The organism is Thiothrix eikelboomii (assembly GCF_900167255.1).
Taxonomy (GTDB): domain Bacteria; phylum Pseudomonadota; class Gammaproteobacteria; order Thiotrichales; family Thiotrichaceae; genus Thiolinea; species Thiolinea eikelboomii.
The window spans coordinates 55378-71798 of sequence record NZ_FUYB01000018.1 but is presented as its reverse complement, the minus strand read 5'-3'; the positions used below and the strand labels follow the sequence as shown (position 1 = coordinate 71798).

At 46.9% G+C, this 16421-nt stretch carries 10 protein-coding genes; 9 read left to right on the top strand and 1 reads right to left on the bottom strand.

The genetic code is table 11. From position 1 onward, the window contains the following. The first annotated feature begins 128 nt into the window (after window positions 1–128). Window positions 129–3584 (top strand): acyl-[ACP]--phospholipid O-acyltransferase, encoded by a 3456-nt coding sequence (locus B5D50_RS15225; RefSeq protein ID WP_078923514.1) that lies wholly within the window; start codon window positions 129–131, stop codon window positions 3582–3584. A 16-nt stretch (window positions 3585–3600) separates the two neighbouring features. Here the strand turns inward: B5D50_RS15225 and recC are convergent, their stop codons facing one another. Further along, window positions 3601–6765, bottom strand: a complete 3165-nt coding sequence (gene recC, locus B5D50_RS15220; RefSeq protein WP_078923513.1) for an exodeoxyribonuclease V subunit gamma — start codon at window positions 6763–6765, stop codon at window positions 3601–3603. 258 nt (window positions 6766–7023) lie between these two features. Between recC and B5D50_RS15215 the strand changes: the two genes are divergently transcribed. The 8 genes from B5D50_RS15215 to B5D50_RS15180 all read left to right on the top strand — a co-directional run bounded on the left by B5D50_RS15215 (window position 7024) and on the right by B5D50_RS15180 (window position 16404). Next, window positions 7024–7476, top strand: a complete 453-nt coding sequence (locus B5D50_RS15215; protein WP_078923512.1) for a tetratricopeptide repeat protein — start codon at window positions 7024–7026, stop codon at window positions 7474–7476. Then, window positions 7476–8870: an O-antigen ligase family protein gene (locus B5D50_RS15210; RefSeq protein WP_078923511.1), complete on the top strand. Its 1395-nt coding sequence runs from the start codon at window positions 7476–7478 to the stop codon at window positions 8868–8870. Before B5D50_RS15215 ends, B5D50_RS15210 begins: the two co-directional genes overlap by 1 nt. Beyond that, window positions 8854–10491 (top strand): bifunctional sulfate adenylyltransferase/adenylylsulfate kinase, encoded by a 1638-nt coding sequence (locus tag B5D50_RS15205; protein ID WP_078923510.1) that lies wholly within the window; start codon window positions 8854–8856, stop codon window positions 10489–10491. The genes B5D50_RS15210 and B5D50_RS15205 overlap by 17 nt, the downstream gene beginning before the upstream one ends. A gap of 14 nt (window positions 10492–10505) precedes the next feature. Then, on the top strand, window positions 10506–11966 hold the full coding sequence (locus B5D50_RS15200) for a phosphohexomutase domain-containing protein (protein ID WP_078923509.1): 1461 nt from the start codon (window positions 10506–10508) through the stop codon (window positions 11964–11966). Then, window positions 11963–13408, top strand: a complete 1446-nt coding sequence (locus B5D50_RS15195) for a mannose-1-phosphate guanylyltransferase/mannose-6-phosphate isomerase (RefSeq protein WP_143594379.1) — start codon at window positions 11963–11965, stop codon at window positions 13406–13408. Before B5D50_RS15200 ends, B5D50_RS15195 begins: the two co-directional genes overlap by 4 nt. An 84-nt stretch (window positions 13409–13492) precedes the next feature. Next, window positions 13493–14071, top strand: a complete 579-nt coding sequence (locus B5D50_RS15190; protein WP_078923508.1) for a Uma2 family endonuclease — start codon at window positions 13493–13495, stop codon at window positions 14069–14071. Between the two features lie 132 nt (window positions 14072–14203). Beyond that, entirely contained in the window at window positions 14204–15334 is a 1131-nt protein-coding gene (locus B5D50_RS15185; protein ID WP_078923507.1) for an ISAs1 family transposase, read from the top strand. Between the two features lie 65 nt (window positions 15335–15399). Further along, complete coding sequence (locus B5D50_RS15180; RefSeq protein ID WP_078923506.1) at window positions 15400–16404, top strand: NAD-dependent epimerase; 1005 nt, start codon at window positions 15400–15402, stop codon at window positions 16402–16404. Window positions 16405–16421 lie beyond the last annotated feature (17 nt).

Genomic DNA, 16421 nt, shown 5'->3' with positions numbered 1-16421 from the left:
AAGACTCATTAAACAAGACTCACTGTATCATTATTAGCTACTCCACTCATTCGATTGGTGCAAGCACTCAAAACATCGTATGGTGTGCAGGTTGATAAAATAGCTCGCTAATTTTGGAGGACGACCCCATGTGGGAGGTATTGCGCACCCGTGGTTTTTTTGTCTTTATCACGATGGCATTTTTGAATGCCTTTGTCGATTTAGGCCATAAAATCCTGATTCAAAATACGGTATTCAAACTCTATGATGGGCAAGAGCAAGTCATTTTATCGACCTTGGTCAATGCTTTGATTTTATTGCCGTTTATTTTGCTCTTCACCCCTACTGGCTTCCTAGCTGATAAATACCCAAAAGTGAAGGTGATGCGTTATAGCGCTTGGGCAGGCTTAGCAATTGTCTTGCTCATTACGGTCAGTTATTACTTTGGTTGGTTTTGGTTTAGTTTTGGCCTAACCTTTTTATTAGCGATTCGGAGTGCTTTCTACTCACCCGCCAAGATGGGTTATATCCGAGAACTGCTCGGTGATAAGCAATTACCTCAAGGCAATGCATTTGCCCAATCAACTGTAACCATTGCGATTATGCTGGGTACTTTATGTTTCTCTATTCTCTTTGAATTACGTCTACCTGATCAGCAAACTCTCACTAGCCCTCAAGAAATTCTTCAATTTATTGCGCCTTTAGGTTGGTTATTAGTCCTGGTCACGGGTTTTGAAATTTGGTGTGCCTACCAACTCCCGCTGACCCGCGAGACTGATCCAGAGATGAAATATATTTGGCAAGATCATTTGCGTGGCAAAACGGGACTAGCTACCTTTAAATGGGTGAAAAACCACCAACTGATTTGGCTGTCGATTGTCGGTTTATCCGTATTCTGGGCGGTGGCACAAGTCATCTTGGCCACCTACCCTGCTTATAGCAAAGAGTATTTAGGCCTAACTAATGTCGCTTTAGTGCAAGCGCTGATGGCTTGTGCGGGGATCGGTATTGTCTTAGGTTCACTGTGGGCAGGGCGTTTATCCCGTACCCATATTGAAACCGGCTTAATCCCTGTCGGTGCGCTGGGGGTGATGCTGAGTGTGGCCTTGATTACTTGGTTTGAAAATCCTTGGCTGCAAGCTGCTAATTTCCTCTTCCTTGGCATCATGGGTGGATTCTTTATGGTTCCGCTGAGTGCCTTGATGCAATATCACTCGCCCAGCCAACATTTAGGCCGAGCATTGGCAGCTTACAACCTCGTCAGCACCACGGTGATGTTGCTCTTCCTGCTCGCTACCTTAGGTTTAGCTTGGTCTGGCATTGGCAGCAAATATTTATTTACCGTATTGAGCTTAGTGGTGATTGCAGGCGCAATGTATACGGTCTACCAATTACCTCAGTCTTTATTGCGTTTCGTTGCTAGTCGCTTTTTCCATGCAGCTTATCGTTTAAAAGTGATTGGCTTTGAAAACCTACCCACGCGAGGAGGGGTACTCTTACTGGGCAATCATATTAGTTGGATTGACTGGGCCTTAGTCCAAATGGCTTGCCCACGCCAAGTCCGTTTTGTGATGGAACGCGGCTATTACGAACGTTGGTATCTGAAAGGCATGTTAGATTTATTTGGGGTCATCCCGATTGCAAGCGGTTCAAGCACTGAATCCATTGCCGAAATTGCACGTCTTTTACAAAAAGGTGAAATGATCTGCCTCTTTCCAGAAGGCGCGATTAGCCGTACTGGGCAGCTGTCTGAATTTAAGCGCGGCTATGAAAAAGCTGCCCAAGGCACAGATGCGACTATTATCCCGTTTTATTTACATGGCTTATGGGGTAGCCGCTTCTCGCGCTCTAGTGGTTTTTTACGTGAAACCCGTCAATCAGGGTTGAAGCGTGACATTATTGTCTCCTTTGGCCAAGCACTGCCCAGTAGTACACCCGCGTATGCATTAAAACAGCATATTTTTGACCTGTCTTTTACCTCATGGGAAGCTTATTCTTCTTTAATTGACCCCATTCCTGACAGTTGGGTACGCTCAGCTAAGCGCTTAAGCTTTCGGATGGGGGCAACGGATGTCTTGGGTGAACCTTTAAGTAATAATCGCTTAATGACTGCCGTATTCAGGTTTGCCAATATCATTCGCCAGCGTAGCCATGAGCAAAATATTGGCCTACTTCTACCGACCAGTAGTGGCAGCGCGATTGCGAATATGGCTGTACTCACACTCGGCAAAACCGTGGTTAACTTGAACTATACTGCCAGTGCCGAGGCATTAAGGAGTGCAGCCGAGCAAGCCGAACTCAAAACGGTCTATACCTCCAGACTCTTCCTAAAAAAATTATTAGAACGAGGTATTGAGATAGAGGCAACTCTACCGAATTTGCAGCTGATTTATATGGAAGATTTAAAGGCAGGGATGACTAAACTGCAGCTGCTCATGACGATGACAGCCGTCGTGCTCTTACCAACTCGCTTGCTACAAGCACTCTATCTGCAACCCGTTAATCGGGATGCCACGGCAGCTATTCTCTTTTCGAGCGGCAGTGAAGGTGCACCAAAAGGCGTAGAATTATCGCATCGGAATTTAGCCATCAATGCGCGGCAAATTGCCGATATGCTGAATACCCGTGAAGATGATGTCCTCATGGGGACTTTACCCGCCTTTCATGCTTTTGGGTTATTAGCGAGTACCTTGATGCCCTTATCAGAAGGCATCCCACTGGTCTGTCATCCAGACCCGACCGATGCTGTGAATATCGCTAAAGGCATTGCACGCTATGAAGCCACCGTTTTATTTGGCACAGCAACCTTTTTACGCTTATATGCGCGCAATCAAAAAGTGCACCCACTGATGTTTGAATCCTTACGCTATGTAGTGGCAGGTGCGGAAAAGCTTCCCCCTGAAGTCCGCCAGCTATTCAGTCAGCGCTTTAATAAAACCATTTTAGAAGGCTATGGCACCACCGAAACCTCACCCGTGGCGAGCGTGAATGTACCGGATAAACTCGACTCAAACAGCTGGCGCGTTCAACCTGGTAGCCGAGATGGCACGGTTGGCATGCCCTTACCCGGCACTAGCTTCCGTATTGTTGACCCTGCAAGCTTGGAGCAATTACCGACCGGCACGGATGGGCTGATCCTCATTGGCGGCCCGCAAGTGATGAAAGGTTATCTGAAAAACCCAGAAAAAACCGCTGAAGTCGTGATCGAAATTGCTGGGCAGCGCTGGTATAAATCCGGCGACAAGGGCCATTTAGATGAGGATGGCTTTTTGACGATCGTCGACCGCTATTCACGGTTTGCTAAATTAGGCGGGGAAATGATCAGCCTTACTGCTGTGGAGCAGACCATCCGTCAGGCACTCAAAGAACCCGAATTAGATTTAGTCGCTGTGAATTTTCCTGATGAGAAAAAAGGCGAAAAAGTCGTGCTGCTACTTGGCGGTGAACATGATCCAAAACTCGTCCGCCGACAGTTGCTTGACAGTGGCATGAATCCATTAATGCTTCCCGCCGAAATCTACGCTGTGGAGGCCGTACCTAAATTGGGCAGTGGTAAAACCGACTTTTCAACGGCTCGCAAACTTGCCCAAAGCGTGATGGCTTAGAGTACTCTCGCTTAACTTAGTGCTCTTGGCGGCTAGCGATTAGCCGACCAAAGACTCGCTGCGCCCATTCAATACAGGCTGCTGGTTGCTCGTCAAAAGGAGAGCGTCCACGATACAGCAAACGATATTCTGGCTTAGTGGACTCACCGACATGATAACTATTACCTATCCACTCCTCCTGTCCGGCACGCAATACGACCTCATCAGTCGCTGCACCCTTAGCAGCCATTTGCCAAGCTGACTTAGGAAAAAATGGTAAGGGCTGTTGTAGACCTAACCAATAACCTTCTACTAATAACTCCAGCTCGGCAGTGGCCTCGGTGATTTCAGGAAGCCGCCAAGTTTTATCTACAGTATATAGCTGCGTCACGGCTGACCCACCTACCGGACGTTGGCAAAGATTCAAGGCTAAATGCTGCAACCAGATACTCACCCACTGCCATACACCCAAATATCCAAAATGATAGAGCTGAATTCCCTCTGCATTCACCTTAGGAATTTGCCCGTGTAAACTAAACTCACCCAGACTGAGGTTTAAATCAAGGGTATACTGTTCAGTGGGCTTAGGTAGCTTAGTCAACAGGGCTTTTACCTGCTCCAGCTGTTGCTCAACAAGCAACTCACCGGGCTTGCCATGTGGCAACAACCCCTGTGCTCTAAGGCGTGCTTCTACCTGCCAAGCCTCATCACCCCGTTGCAAATGCTGCACAGCCTGCTCACCAATTTTACTATCCGTAAAAGCCTCTAAGGCAAAAGGTTCGCGCTCAGCTAATTCATCCAAGCTCTCTGTAAGACGCAAATCAAACTGGCGTTGCAAAAACACTCGTGCTGGTTGGCGATAGAACTGGATCAACTCATTTAAACTGACTTGGCGTAATGACTCAGCGGGGGCGGGTAATTGAGGTTGATCCCAAAAACAAGCACTAGGCCGTTTCTCAACGGCGGCAGCTTGCAAACTAAGATAATCTTTTGCATAGGTAAAGAGTACCGGATTAGCTTGAAAATAGCGGGGGCTAAATGCTTGCAAAGGATGCCGTGTAATCAGCGTCTCAGCACATAAGCCAAAGCGTTTTTCCAGATAGTCCAATAACTCACTGACCAAGACCGAGGGCATGATTTCACTATTATCTTGAATACTTTGTCCTAGATAGCTGATATAAAAATAGTCACGCGCTGAGAGTAAGCTTTCTAAAAAAAGATACCGATCCTCTTCACGCCTTGAGCGATCACCTTTGCGCCGCTTATCAGCGGCTAATAGATCAAAACTCAAGCGATTGTCTTGGCGCGGAAAACCACCATCCTGCATCCCCAATAAAGCAACCACTCGAAAGGGAACACTGCGCATCGGCATTAAATTACAAAAAGTAATTCCCTGCCCCAAAAACCCTGACTCTTGACTGGTTTGCTCTAACTCTCGGCGTAAAGCTGATTTAAATACCGACCAAGCCACTGGCTCAGTAAAGCCGGCGAGCTGAGCACTGGTCAAAACCTTGTCGATACCTCGATAAACAGTCTGGGTTTCGGCTTCACGCGGGAAAAGTTGCTCAACAATTCGACTAAAACGCGCCCCCCAGTCAGCTAAACTAGCGCGTTGGCTGGCCCATTGAGCGGTAGAAAACAACACCTCTAAGCATTGTTGAAATCGCTCTAAAACCAAAGTTTGACTGCCTTCAAGTTCATTATAAGGCAAAACCCCACCTAATAACTGCTCGCCAGGCAAAGCAAAACCGAGCAAGAGTCGATCTAAACCATAGCGCCAAGTATGTTCAAACGTTGTTTGGCGAGCGAATTGCTGCCGAAACTCAGCATCGACGCCCCAACGAATATTCACGGCTCTTACCCACTCGCGGCACTGCTGTACTTGGGCTTCATCAAGGCCAAAATGCTGGCGAATTTCGGCATATTCGAGCAGGGTAAAAATACTTTCGGCTTCAAATCGGCCTTGTGGCAACTCTAGCAACTGCGCACAAGCATGACTAATATTCATGGCTTGAGAAAAACGTTGATCGGCAATACTGAAGGGCAAAGCAACCACCGAACTGCTAAAGACCGCCTCAATAAAGGGGGCATAAGCATTAATATCGGGTGACATCACCACCACTTCAGCTGCTGTTAAATCAGGATGTCGCTCTAAGATAGCTAATAGCTGATCATAGAGCACCTCCACCTCACGCAAGGGTGAGTGACAAGCATGCAAACAGATCGACCGATCCTGCTCGAAATCTTGATCTAAGCCTTGATTAGAGACTGTAACTGCTGAACTCGCCTCTAAATGCAAAATATCGTTCTGTATGATATGCAGCAAACTATTGGCGCTAGGCTCAAAGAAATTTTCCAACTCTTGCGGATAGGGTTCGGAATTACGCAAAATTTCAATAAAATCCCGCCCCTGAACACCCCAAGAAGCCAAAAGTGGATTACCAACACTCACATAATTCTGCTCAATCGGCTGATAACGCATCCGCCGCTTCTGGGATTCAAGATCACCCCAATAATGTAAAGAAGGATTCATTATAAAAAAATGAATATCCACCCGCTCAGCGACTTTAGCGATTAATTCAATATATGCGGGCGATAAAGCGGGAATAGAAAAGAAAATGATCGGGTTAGGTAATTGCTCAGTCGGGCAATCGGCCAGTTGAGTTATAAACTGAGACTGTAAATTCACCCAATGCGCTAATTTTGGTTCACCAATCACCAACTGCCAGAGTTTTTCTTGCCAATGGTTAGGAGATGCTTGGCTCTCCCAAGTACGTACCCAATCCGGCCGAAAGAACAGATAGCCATCAAACACCCCCGCCAGCTGCTGAGCTAATTGCCAAGCGCTATCATCTTGACCAGTTTGTAAATAATGTCCTAAAGCAACTTGATGCTGCTCTGACCTTTGCAAAAATTCTTGTAATAAACGCCAACGCAACACCTCAATGGAGCAAGGATTATGCTCAGCAATGGTTAAAACCCGCCGTAATAACTCCCAAGTCAACTCTGCTGGAAACAGATAGTTAAAATGAGCCGCAACCCCTGTCAGTTGCGCCACTTGCATAGATAACCAACGCCCCATTCCTGCATTTTGCACAACCACCCAGCGCGGCTCAAACGGGTCTGCAGTCGAGGTCATCACTTGCTGAGCTAAGCTTTGAGCTAAGGTCTCTAACCGATTACTATGATGCACATAAAGCATAAAGGATCTATCAAACACTAAACATCAATTTATATTATGACATAAGGCGCTCATGCATTGATGTTTTAATTAGACTTATCAGTCCATCAGCTGGAAGCCTAGCTTGCTATTAACTTAAGTTTTCTGGACAATTCGCAGTGCTGTTGGCTCTGAGCAATTCCTATAACAACAAACCTTATCCCAACCCTTTAATTTAAGCTCCTGCTGATACTGTCTTGTACACGGTAGGGCGGTAGCGTCCTTCAAATAGTTTAAAATATGTTAGCTTTTTTAAGAAAATTATTAACTTTAGGTATCGCCTGCGGCTTAGCTTGGCTGAGTGTTGCCTTCTGCTTAGGTGGCATCGTGCCTTATGATTTCGTGGAATCGAAAACCCCACCCAGCGCACTGACCGATCAATGGCGAGTACTGGGCGCAGATCAGCTACTTTCTATTTCTGAACGTGCTGTATTGGGTAATAACTTGACTAAGGCCGAACGAGCGGCTTCTAAAGCCTTATTGCGCGATCCAACGCATGGGGGAGCAGCGACTCAATTAGCTTTGATTTATTTCCGACAAGGTAAAATCATGGACGCTGATCGAATGGCGGAACGAGCACAGCTTCTATGGCCGAGCCGTTGCTCTACCAACTTGAGCTTAGTGAAGTATTGGCAAGCACGTGGGCAAGTCGAAAAGGGGTTAAACACACTACCAGCGGGGTGTAAAACTTAATGCGTGCCTTCCAAGAATACCTCCTAGTCTTAGTTGCTGCTGCTCTGCTTATTTTCGCTCCGCTCTTGCGGAGTGGGAAAACCTCTTTAGCGTTAATGACCCTAGAGCTATTGGGCATTGCCTTATTACTGATAATTTTTTGGGGTAACTTAGCTAAAGGCCGCCTAGAAAAACCAGTTTTTTGGTTTTTAGTGTTTGGTTTAGGCTGTGCTTTAGCTTATTTAATACCACTACCCAGTATACTTTGGGAACAACTACCCGGACGTGCTTTTTATGCTGAGCATTTGCAGTGGTTAAACCCAGAATTCACTCAGGGTTCTTATCAAAGCCTATCCTTAATTCCCGTGCGCTCTATTGCGGGCTTACTGGCGCTATTAGCACCCTTAGGTATTTTTCTAACTGCGATTAGCCTTCCTGAGCGTAAGTTGACTTGGCTAATTTATGTTTTATTAGGCGTAGCTTTGGGGCAGGCTATACTCAGTATGGGGCAATACTTCATTCAGGATCAAGATCTATTTTTTAGAGTTCGGTCTGGGGGTGTTCCACTAGGTACTTATATTAACCAAAATCATTTCGTCGCTTTTATGGAGATGGTTGAACCCCTAGCCCTTGGCCTAATGATGATCGCGATTCTAAGTCAAACGATGGGAACAACCCTGAGAATTATTCTAGCGACTGTTTTTGGTTTAATTTCATTAGCACTGACTTTTACTCCACTATTAACGACCTCTAGAACTGGGGCAGCCTTGCTACTACTCAGTATTTTTCTTTCTTTCTGGGCCATGACCACACCCGAAATTCGCAAACGGGTAGCTGCTCCGATTGTTGCTTTACGCTTTGTTTTATTGATTCTAGCAGTGGTCATTCAACTCAAAGTACTGCAGCAAATTGTCACGGTTACTTATGCTGACCGCTTAGCTCCACAAGCGACTTTAGGCGACTTACGTTGGACTTTATATAGCACCACTTGGACAGCTATTCAAAACTTTTCTCCAGTTGGCTCGGGGCCTGGTACAACACCACAAGTGTATAGACTATTTCAGCCTCACGATGTTAATTCATTTGTTAATCATACTCATAATGATTATTTAGAATTGCTATTAGATATGGGCATCTTGGGTGCTTTAATCATTGGTGTTCTCATTTTTATTTATCTTCGCCGTTGGCGACAATTATGGCAAGATCAAACCACCGGATTTAAATTATTAAAAACTGGGGCAGGTGTCGGTATTTTATTGGCTTTACTCTATAGCCTCACTGATTTTGGCCTACATACACCGGCTAATGCTGTATTTTTTGCTTTGCTCTTCGGTATTTTTCTGCATAATGAACCGATCGCTAACACTCAATCCTTAATACCATCGTCATCCATAGATCATGAACAAAAACAATAAACCAAGTTGGGATTTAAGCCCACGTCAGCTGTGTGATATTGAAATGCTCTTATCAGGGGCTTTTGCTCCTTTAAAGGGTTTTTTAAATCAAGCAGATTATGACAGTGTCCTAGCAACACTGCGCTTAGCGGATGGCAACTTATGGCCGATGCCGATTACTTTAGATGTGAGCGCCCGCTTTGCTGAATCACTCCAATTAGGTGAGACCCTTGAATTGCGTGATCCCGAAGGCGTTTTAATTGCAACCCTGCAATTAGAATCTATCTGGACACCGAATAAAGACCTAGAAGCCCTTAAAGTATTCGGTAGTAATGACCCTTTGCATCCCGGCGTTTACTATCTGCACCATCAAGCCGGGGCTATTTATCTTGGTGGTACACTCACAGCAGTTGAGCTACCTGAGCATTATGACTATCGCCAACATCGGCACACCCCCGCCGAGCTCAAAGCCCTGTTCAAAAAGCTAGGTTGGCATAAAGTGGTGGCGTTTCAAACCCGCAACCCCATGCATCGGGCGCATCAAGAGCTGACCTTTAGAGCTGCACGTGAATTGGAAGCAAATCTCCTGATTCATCCGGTCGTTGGTATGACTAAGCCGGGGGACATTGATCATTTCACTCGCGTGCGCTGCTATGAACAACTAATTAAGCATTATCCAGAACAAACCACTTTTTTAAGCCTATTGCATCTAGCCATGCGAATGGCCGGACCACGTGAAGCCGTCTGGCATGCCTTGATTCGAAAAAACTACGGCTGTACGCATTTTATTATCGGCCGTGATCATGCAGGTCCGGGTAAGAATAGCCAAGGCCAAGATTTTTACGAACCTTATGCTGCCCAAGCCTTAGCGAAAGAATTTGAAGCCGAGATGGGGATTAAAATTGTTAGCTTTGAAAATGTGGTTTATGTTCAAGATCGGGCTGAATATTTACTGGAGTCTGAGGTAGCACCCAATGAGGCTGTGCTGACTATTTCTGGTACTGAGTTTAGACGACGCTTGCGGGAAGGCTTGGAAATACCTACTTGGTTTTCCTATCCTGAGGTTATCACTGAACTACGCCGCTCTTACCCGCCTCGTCATCAACAAGGCTTTACTGTCTTTTTCACCGGCCTTTCGGGTTCAGGCAAATCGACTGTAGCGAATGCCCTGATGGTTAAGCTGATGGAAATGGGTGGGCGGCCGGTGACTTTATTAGATGGGGATGTGGTGCGGAAAAACCTATCTAGTGAATTGAGCTTTTCTAAAGAGCACCGTGACTTAAATATTCGCCGTATTGGTTATGTCGCCAGTGAAATCACCAAAAATGGTGGCATCGCCATTTGCGCACCGATTGCCCCCTACTCAGCAGTCCGCCGTGAAGTACGTGAGTTAGTCGAAAATTATGGTGGCTTTATTGAAATTCATGTGGCAACTCCGCTTGCAGAATGTGAACGCCGAGATCGAAAAGGCCTGTATGCTAAGGCACGGTCAGGATTGCTAAAAGGTTTCACCGGGATTGATGATCCTTATGAAGCGCCTGAAAGGCCCGAGCTTAAATTGGATACTAGTGAAGTTACCCCCGATGAGTGTGCACATAAGATCTTGCTCACACTCGAGCGCTTAGGTTTCATTAAATATTGAAGACGCCAAGATAGATGACCCTAAGCTGCTTTAAAGCCTATGATATTCGCGGTCAATTAGGCGAAGAATTAAATAATGAGCTGGCTTATCGTATTGGGCGAGCTTATGGCGAATGGCTGCAATCGCCTGCTGTTTCAAGCCTATCCACCCACCAGACGCGGGGAATCAAGACGGTGGTAGTCGGTGGCGATATACGCCTAAGTTCAGCCAGCCTCAAGCAAGCCCTTGCGGAAGGTTTGCTGGATGCAGGTATTCATGTCATTGATCTTGGCATGACCGGTACAGAAGAAGTTTATTTCGCCACTTTCCATTTAGGGGTGGAGGGTGGCATTGAGGTCACGGCCAGCCATAATCCAATGGATTACAATGGAATGAAGCTGGTGCGCGAAGGATCTAAGCCGATCAGTGGTGATAGCGGCTTATTTGCAATTCGTCGCTTAGCTGAGGCTAATCAATTTCAGCCCATGACGCAGCGCGGCACACTCACTCACCAATCCTGCCTTGCAGACTATGTACAACATCTGTTGAGCTATATCGATCCTGCTCAACTAAAACCGCTCAAACTGGTCGTCAATGCCGGCAATGGAGCAGCGGGACCGGTGATTGATGCCTTAGAAGCAGAATTTCAACGCCTACAAGTTCCGATAAGTTTCATCAAGGTCCATCATCAGCCAGATGGCAGTTTTCCTCATGGCATCCCTAACCCGCTATTGCCCGAGTGCCGTGCAGATACGCGGGATGCTGTCTTAGCTCATCAAGCGGATCTGGGGATTGCTTGGGATGGCGACTTCGACCGTTGCTTTTTGTTTGATGAAAATGGCAATTTTATTGAGGGTTATTATATTGTTGGCTTGCTAGCAGCGGCCTTTTTGCAAAAACAGGCGGGTGCAAAAATCATCCATGATCCACGTTTAACGTGGAATACGGTGGATATTGTCAAAACTAACGGTGGCATACCGATTCAGTCAAAAACCGGACATGCTTTCATCAAAGAACGGATGCGCTCCGAAGATGCCATCTACGGTGGCGAAATGAGTGCTCACCATTATTTCCGTGATTTTGCTTATTGTGATAGTGGCATGATTCCTTGGCTATTAGTCACAGAACTGCTGTGTAAGACTGGAAAACCACTCTCGGCCTTGGTTAGTGAACGCATGGCTGCTTATCCTTGTAGTGGTGAAATTAATTTCCGCGTGCAGGATGTGCAGGCGAGTATTGCGAGAGTAGAAACATTTTTTAGTGCTTCTGTACCCCCCATCCCCAACCCTTCCCCCGCAAGAGGTGAAGGAAGCAAGAGTGAATCTCCGGTGATTGACCGGACGGATGGTTTGAGCATGGCATTTGCCGATTGGCGGTTTAATTTACGGGGTTCTAATACCGAACCTGTCTTGCGACTCAATGTAGAAAGCCGAGGTGATTTAGCCTTGATGCAAGCGAAAACTCAAGAAATCAGTCAATTGCTACATCATTCATGACCCCTACTTCAATTATTCCCGTGATTTTATCAGGTGGCTCAGGCACACGCCTTTGGCCTATGTCGCGTCAGCTGCGTCCTAAACAATTTTTGCCGATGGTTGATCAGCTGAGCCTATTTCAGAATACCTTGCAACGCCTGCAAGGTGTCACTGAGCTTGAAGAGGCCTTAATCATCTGTAATGAAGAACACCGCTTTATGGTGGCCGAACAATTACGTAGCCTCAATCTGCAGCATCAAGGCATTTTATTAGAGCCTGTTGGCCGCAATACTGCCCCCGCTATCGCTTTAGCTGCCCTGTATTTAGCACAGCAGGGGAAAACCGAAGCCCTATTATTAGTCTTACCCGCTGATCATGTGATTCAAGATCAAGCCGCCTTCCATCAAGCGATTCAAGCAGCAGCACACGCCGCTCGTGAGGGTTATTTAGCAACCTTTGGCATTGTGCCACAGCATGCCGAAACAGGTTATGGCTATATTCAACAAGGTGAAACCATCGCAGGACTCACTGCCAAACGAGTTGCTGCCTTTGTGGAAAAACCGAATGCGATCACTGCCGCAGCCTATCTTGAGAGTGGCAACTACCTATGGAATAGCGGAATGTTTCTATTCCGTGCTGATCGTTTATTAGCAGAGCTAGCCAAGTACCAGCCTGATATTATTGCCCAATGCCAATTGGCACTCGCCCAACCTCGACCTGATCTTGACTTTATTCGACTGCAGGCAGCGGCTTTTGCCGCCTGCCCGTCTATTTCGATTGACTATGCCGTAATGGAAAGAACAACTGATGCGGTGGTGATCCCGCTAGATGCAGGTTGGAATGATGTGGGTGCGTGGTCAGCGGTCTGGGAAGTCAGCCCACACAATGAACAACATAATGTTCTACGTGGCGATACCCTCACTCATAATGCCCACAATAATTTAGTGTATGCTGAGCATCGCTTAGTCACTCTCGTCGGTGTTGATAATCTCACCGTAGTGGAAACGAAAGATGCGGTGCTGGTTGCCCACCGAGATCACGTTCAAGATGTCAAACAGATTGTCGGGCAATTGCAAACTCAACAACGCCCAGAAGCCAGCATCCACCGCGAAGTGAATCGCCCTTGGGGCAGCTATGATTGCATAGATAACGGTGCTCGCTTTCAAGTCAAACGCATTGTGGTGAAACCGGGTGCAAAACTATCCCTGCAAATGCATCACCACCGAGCTGAACATTGGATTGTAGTCAGTGGCACGGCAGAAGTACGCTGTGGAGATAAAACCCTACTCTTAACGGAAAATCAATCCACCTACATACCCCTAGGTGAACTTCACTCCCTAGCGAATCCGGGCAAACTGCCTTTAGAGATTATTGAGATTCAATCAGGGAGCTATCTGGGGGAGGATGATATTGTTAGGTTTGAGGATGCATATGGGCGACCGCTTGAAAGCTGCTATGCTTAAGGTAAGTTGATCTATCCCAGTCATCGTGGACAGTCACAAAAGTAAGTACCCCTGAAACTAAGCAGCCATAGGCAGATGATATAGATGGTTCAAGTATTAAAATATGATCTTGTCCCGTTTGAAGACTATTTAACGGGTGAACGTGAGGTTGAAATCCGTAGTGAATACGTAGATGGTCTAGTCTATGCGATGGCGGGAGCGAGTCGCACGCATAATACTATTACCAGCTCATTTCATGCCTTGATTGAAACACACTTAAGAGAAGAATATCGGGTGTGGCAATCTGATATGAAAACTGTTATCCAGCATAAAGGTCAACGGTTCGCCTATTATCCTGACATCATGGCGACTTGCTCCATTCTTGATGAAGATGAATATATTTGTACGAATCCTATTTTGATTGTGGAAGTCTTGTCGGACAGCACCGAGCGCACTGATTTAAAGGAAAAATTCGACAACTACACCACTATTCCTAGTTTGCTGGAATATGTTGTGGTATCGCAGGATGTGCCACTGATACGCCTATGGCGACGACGCACCTCATGGGAGCGCGAAATATACCGCGCAGGTGAAGTATTTCATCTCGAATCCATAGCGCTGAATGTGCCAGTGGAACATATCTATCGGCGGGTACGTAAGGAAGTGGGGCTGGAGATAGCATGATGAAAATCGGCATATTAGATTGGAATACTCAGGGCAAACGCATGAATCAGCCAGTAAAATCAATGGCGAACGATTAACGCTCAAACACTGCCGCCTGATAAGCTATCCCCTTTTCATCGAAGGGATGCACCCATGCAAGATCATGACCTGCTTAGCCACTTCTCCATCATTCAAGACTACCGCCAAACGGGAAAAATTGAACACAAACTCAGCGATATTTTGCTCTTGGTTATCTGCGCGGTCATTGCGGGTGCCGAGGGCTGGGAAGAAATTGAAGACTTTGGGCATGATCGACTCACTTGGTTACAAGAATACGCTGATTTTGATAACGGCATCCCCAGCCACGACACCCTTGCTCGCGTGATGAGCTTGATTAACCCACAACAATTCCAACGCTGTTTCGCTAACTGGATGCAAAGTTGCCATAAACTGACAGAAGGTGAGGTTATTGCCATTGATGGCAAAACCTTACGCGGCTCTTATGACAAGCGCCGTAGAACGGGGGCTATCCACATGGTCAGTGCCTTTTCAACGGCGAATGGCGTGGTGTTAGGACAAGTCAAAACCGATGAAAAATCCAATGAAATCACCGCCATTCCTGAATTATTGAAGCTGTTGTCGGTGTGTGGCTGTCTCGTCACGTTGGACGCGATGGGTTGCCAGAAAGCGATTGCCCAAGCCATTCTGGATAAGGAAGCCAATTACCTGTTAGCAGTCAAGGGCAATCAAAAACGGCTTGAAGAAGCCTTTGCGAAACATTTTCCGCTGAGTCACGCTGTGCAGTACCCAGGTGATTACTTCAGCACCATTGAAAAGGCACCCGGCAGAGAGGAAACCCGTTTTCATATCGTTAGTGATGTCATCGGGGATTTCGTGGAATTAAGTGCCGATTGGCCTGAGTTAAAAACGCTGGGGGTCGCTTTATCGTTCCGTACCACCCAAGGGGAAATACCCGAAAATGCGACGGTTCGCTACTACATCAGCTCCGCAACGCTCACTGCCAAACAATTCGCGGATGCTATCCGCAACCATTGGATGATCGAAAACCAACTCCACTGGCGATTGGATGTCGCGATGGGTGAAGACGATTGCCGAATTCGCCGCGACAAAGCCGCCGAGAACCTCGCTGGAATACGGCATATTGCCTTTAACGTATTGAACAGCCACAAAACCTTCAAAGCAGGCATGAAACGCAAACAGAAGAAGGCCGCCATGAATACTGACTATCTTTCTGAGTTATTGATGGCTAAGGGATTTTCGTAATCTTGCCGTGAATTGGATGATGTCGCCGCGAAAGTCTATACACGTGATTTGTTTGGGAGCGATTAATGAAAGTACTCATCACCGGTTCTGCCGGATTCATCGGCTTTTTCCTTGCTAAAGCGTTATTGGCTCGCGGCGATAGCGTCGTGGGAATTGATAACCTCAACGATTATTATGACCCGGCGTTAAAGCGTGCGCGGTTGCAGGATCTGGAGCAGTTTGTACAGGCGCAGCAGGCAAGTCAGCGTTATACGTTTATCCCGCTGGATATGGCGGATCGGGCGGGTATGGCACAGTTGTTCGAGCGTCATGCGTTTGATGCAGTGGTGAATCTGGGGGCGCAGGCGGGGGTGCGGTATTCGATTGATAACCCGAATGCTTATGTCGATTCCAATGTAGTGGGCTTTGTGAATGTGTTGGAAGGTTGCCGCCACAGTGGGGTGAAGCATTTGGTGTATGCGTCATCGAGTTCGGTGTATGGGATGAATGTGAAGCAGCCGTTCAGTACTGCTGACCGGGTGGATTATCCGATCAGTTTGTATGCTGCCACCAAGAAATCGAATGAGTTGATGGCGCATACTTATAGCCATTTGTTTAATATTCCGACGACGGGTTTGCGCTTTTTTACGGTGTATGGGCCGTGGGGCAGACCGGATATGGCGTATTTCAAGTTCACTCAGGCGATTTTGGCAGGCAAGCCGATTGATGTGTATAACCACGGGGATATGCTGCGGGATTTCACGTATATCGACGATATTATCGAGGGTGTGGTGCGGATCATTGACAGGATTCCGCAGCCGCAGGTGAATGCGACGACGACGGTGCAAGCGCCTTATAAGATTTATAATATTGGGAATAATCAACCGGTGACGTTGCGACGGTTTATTACGGCGTTGGAAACGGCACTGGAGCAGAAGGCGGTGGAAAATCATCTGCCGATGCAGCCGGGGGATGTGCCAGTGACGTATGCGGATGTGGATGAGTTGATTGCGGATGTGGGGTTCAAGCCTGCTACTGAGGTAGAGGATGGGCTGGAGCGGTTTGTGCATTGGTATCGGGATTACATTTAAGTTTGGATAAAAACACG